Consider the following 4,561-nt stretch of genomic DNA (forward strand, 5'->3'; position numbering starts at 1 on the left):
AGCCACTCCTGCCGGATGCCGAGGTCCGCGCCGTTGTGGTGCTCGGCGCTCGACACGGCGGTCTGGTGCATGCAGACGATGATCCAGTCGATGTCCGGGTCGGCTCGGGCGTCACGCAGGGTTCGGGTGAGCCATGCCCGCTGCCGGCCGCCGCTGTATCCGCGGATGTACACCATGCCGGCGTCCTGATAGCAGACATCGTCGTTCTGCAGAATGACGAAACGCACGTTCGATACGGTGAAGGCGTACCACAGGCCGGCGACATCCGGATCGGTGCCGGCGGCGATCTCACCCTCGGCGACCCGCGTGTCGGCGGGCTCACTGTTGTCGGGCAGCAGGAATCGGCTCTGATAGGCCGTCAGTCCGTGCGGCCCGTTCCCGCGCTCGACCTCGTGATTGCCGGCGGCGGGCATCCACGGGCGGTGCCGGGCCGACGTACTGATCATGCTGAACCAGTCGGACCATGCCCGCAGCGGGTCGCTGCGGTGGTTCGCGTACGACAGATCGCCGGCGACCAGGGTGAAAAGTGGACCAATTCGTTCGATACCGGCCACGACATGTCCGGACGCCGGGGTGCCGAGCGGGTCGTAGGCCGCGGATGTGCCCTGGTCCCCGAAGCAGGTGAACGTGAATCTCGCCCGATCGGCGGGTGCCGTCCGCAGCGTTCCACCCTCGACGCGGGCGATCCGGTCATGGTGGACCTCGTACAGGTACATGGAGTCCGGTTCGAGGTTTGTGAGCAGGGCATGGTGACTGATTACCTCCACACCGGTGACAGCGTCGGTGTACACCCGGGTGATGGCGGGCACCTCGCGATCGAGACTGCCCGCGGTGGGACCGCCCGCGGTGGGACCGAACCGTACCCGGGGGTGGCCCACCACGCCCGGCGTTGTCCACGACACGGCCATTGATCTGGCCGGCTCCGACCCGAACGTCAGATGGATGTGTTCGACGGGAGTTCCCGTACGCGGAGCCACCTGCTGTCCTCCATGCCGCGAAAGGCTCGGGGTCGGTTTGTGGGATGCATCGCCATCACCATCACCGGCAGCATGCCGCAAGGGGCGGCCCCGCCACAGCGGAGCCGCCCCTTGCCGACGAGCTACGTCACATCCCGGCCGGCGTGGCCGGGCGCTCTTACTCGGTGGACTTGGCCAGATCGATGGGAGGAGCGTCGGGCACCTGGTTCGGCTTGGGCTCACCGCGGAAGATGAACTTCGCGGTCTCCCCTTCGCCCTCCACGTCACCCACGACGATTTCGCCGGGCTTGAGTGTCCCGTACAGGATCTTCTCGGACAGGACGTCCTCGATCTCCCGCTGGATCGTCCGGCGCAGCGGCCGGGCGCCCAGCACCGGGTCGTAGCCCTTCTTGGCCAGCAGCATCTTGGCCGCGGGCGTCAGCTCGAGAGCCATGTCCTTGTTCTTGAGCTGGATGTCCACCCGGGCCAGCATGAGGTCGACGATCTGGATGATCTCAGCCTCGGACAGCTGGTGGAAGACGATGATGTCGTCGATCCGGTTGAGGAACTCGGGTCGGAAGTGCTGCTTGAGCTCGTCCTGGACCCTCGCCTTCATCCGCTCGTAGTCGATGGCGCCCTGTCCGGTCGCGAAGCCGATGCCGGGGCCCTTGGAGATGTCCCGGGTGCCCAGGTTCGAGGTCATGATCAGAACAGTGTTCTTGAAGTCCACCAGCCGGCCCTGGGAGTCGGTCAGGCGACCGTCCTCCAAGATCTGCAGGAGGGTGTTGAACACATCCGGGTGGGCCTTTTCGACCTCGTCGAACAGGACGACCGAGAACGGCTTGCGCCGGACCCGCTCGGTGAGCTGGCCGCCTTCCTCATACCCGACATAGCCGGGCGGGGAACCCACCAGCCGCGAGACCGTGTGCTTCTCCATGTACTCGCTCATGTCGAGCTGGATCAGCGAGTCCTCGTCGCCGAACAGGAACTCCGCCAGGGTCTTGGAGAGCTCGGTCTTACCGACACCCGAGGGGCCGGCGAAGATGAACGAGCCACCGGGACGCTTGGGATCCTTCAGGCCCGCGCGGGTACGCCGGATCGCCTGGGAGACCGCCTTGATGGCCTGCTGCTGGCCGATGACGCGACGGTGCAGCTCGTCCTCCATACGCAGCAGGCGGGCCGTCTCCTCCTCGGTGAGCTTGAACACGGGGATGCCGGTCCAGATCGCCAGGACCTCGGCGATCTCCTCGTCACCCACCTCGGCGACGACGTCCATGTCGCCGGCCTTCCATTCCTTCTCCCGCTTGGCCTTCTCGGCGAGCAGGGTCTTCTCCCGGTCACGCAGGGACGCGGCCTTCTCGAAGTCCTGCGCGTCGATCGCGGACTCCTTGTCCCGGCGGACGTTCGCGATGCGCTCGTCGAACTCGCGCAGGTCCGGCGGCGCGGTCATCCGGCGGATGCGCATCCGCGAACCGGCCTCGTCGATGAGGTCGATCGCCTTGTCCGGCAGGAACCGGTCGGATATGTAGCGGTCCGCCAGGGATGCGGCCGCAACCAGGGCACCGTCTGTGATCGACACGCGGTGGTGTGCCTCGTACCGGTCGCGCAGGCCCTTGAGGATCTCGATGGTGTGTGCCACCGACGGCTCCGCGACCTGGATGGGCTGGAAGCGCCGTTCGAGCGCGGCGTCCTTCTCCAGGTGCTTGCGGTATTCGTCCAGGGTGGTGGCACCGATCGTCTGCAGCTCACCACGCGCCAGCATCGGCTTGAGGATGGACGCGGCGTCGATCGCGCCCTCCGCGGCACCCGCGCCGACGAGGGTGTGCAGCTCGTCGATGAACAGGATGATGTCGCCGCGGGTACGGATCTCCTTGAGGACCTTCTTCAGGCGCTCTTCGAAGTCACCGCGGTAGCGGGAGCCCGCGACCAGCGCACCGAGGTCGAGGGTGTACAGCTGCTTGTCCTTGAGCGTCTCGGGCACCTCGCCCTTGACGATCGCCTGCGCCAGCCCCTCGACGACCGCGGTCTTGCCGACTCCGGGCTCGCCGATCAGCACCGGGTTGTTCTTGGTCCGGCGCGACAGCACCTGCATGACGCGCTCGATTTCCTTCTCGCGCCCGATCACCGGGTCGAGTTTGGATTCGCGCGCTGCGGCCGTGAGGTTGCGCCCGAACTGGTCGAGGACGAGCGAGGTCGACGGAGTGCCCTCCGACGGCGCGCCGGCGGTCGCGGGGTCGCCCTTGCCCTGGTATCCGCTCAGCAACTGGATGACCTGCTGGCGAACCCGGTTGAGGTCGGCTCCGAGCTTGACCAGCACCTGCGCGGCCACGCCTTCGCCCTCGCGGATCAGTCCGAGCAGGATGTGCTCGGTTCCGATGTAGTTGTGGCCGAGCTGCAGGGCCTCCCGCAGGGACAGCTCCAGCACCTTCTTGGCACGCGGAGTGAACGGGATGTGCCCACTCGGGGCCTGCTGGCCCTGCCCGATGATCTCCTCGACCTGTGACCGAACACCCTCGAGGGAGATACCGAGCGACTCAAGCGCCTTGGCGGCGACGCCCTCCCCCTCGTGGATCAGTCCGAGCAGGATGTGCTCGGTTCCGATGTAGTTGTGGTTGAGCATCCTGGCTTCTTCCTGAGCCAGGACGACGACCCGACGTGCCCGGTCGGTGAATCTCTCGAACATGTGCGCTCCTTCGAGCGGTGCGACCGACCACACGGCAGTCGGTATCCGCATGCTAGCTCCGCCGATGCATGTCCCCACGCATCGAACGGAAACCTTCCCGCCGGCCCCGCCCTCTCCCTTGTGGACGGCGGACCGACTGAGGTAGCCGATCCACCAGCGAAGACGCTTGAGCCAACGGTGGCTGACCCGGACCGATTCCGTCCCGCTGTTCCGCCGAGAGCAGAACGAAATCTGATGGTTACCGTGCTGGCGAGCCCCCGCACCGGGAGACCGGGACGGCCCCGATCGTCGGTGGCGACCCGCCTGGGTCCATACTTCAACCGCCTGCCGATGGTCGCTGAAAGTAATATGTTGTGCGCTTCGGAGTTATACCATTGCGCAGAGAATGAAAAATCTTACTCGATGTCTACGCTACAGTAGCCAATTGTATATGTCACCGAGCGGACGGCAAGTGATGACCATCGGGTGGCCCCGCGGCGGCCCAGCGGGAAACACGAGCAAATCGGTCCTGGTGGTGGCGGCGTTAGCCAACCGCCAACCCTTCGTCACCTTGGGTATCTATCCACTCGCGAAGGCGTCGCTCGCGTTCCGAATCGGACGTGAATGGGCAGGTCGTGCAGTACTGGCCGCTCATCCGGTGGACGAGGCAGCACGAACCCCGGCGCATCGCCGTCTGCCGCCGACCCCGGTGGGTGAAATCGGACCACGTCGGGCGGGCACGCATCGGCGGGCAGGCCAGGGCGAAAAAGGCATCCGCCTCCATCCGGCCGATGTCGGGATCCCCGGTCACCCGCTCCGTCAGCAGGAATGCACGGCCGCACTGCGTGGCCACCGCACCCCACAGCGCGGGCAGGCCCAGGCGCGCCCGCGGCCGTAGCGCCAGGACCAGTGGCTCCAGATGCTCGACCAGGTTGGTTACTAA

Annotated in this window: 3 protein-coding genes; all 3 read right to left on the minus strand. The window is 66.4% G+C overall.

All coding sequences use genetic code 11. The annotated features are described in order from the left end of the window. Positions 1–977 (minus strand): fibronectin type III domain-containing protein (locus tag U9980_RS08355; protein ID WP_322767410.1); only part of this gene is annotated, 977 nt, incomplete at its 3' end. A 157-nt stretch (positions 978–1,134) separates the two neighbouring features. Continuing rightward, positions 1,135–3,639 carry an ATP-dependent Clp protease ATP-binding subunit gene (locus U9980_RS08360; RefSeq protein ID WP_322749790.1) on the minus strand — a complete coding sequence of 835 codons (2,505 nt, stop codon included), beginning with the start codon at positions 3,637–3,639 and terminating at the stop codon, positions 1,135–1,137. A gap of 523 nt (positions 3,640–4,162) precedes the next feature. Further along, positions 4,163–4,561: (2Fe-2S)-binding protein (locus U9980_RS08365; protein WP_322767411.1), on the minus strand; the 399-nt coding region annotated here is incomplete at its 5' end.

Origin of the sequence: Protofrankia sp. Cr1 (genome assembly GCF_963555865.1) — a bacterium.
Lineage (GTDB): Bacteria > Actinomycetota > Actinomycetes > Frankiales > Frankiaceae > Protofrankia.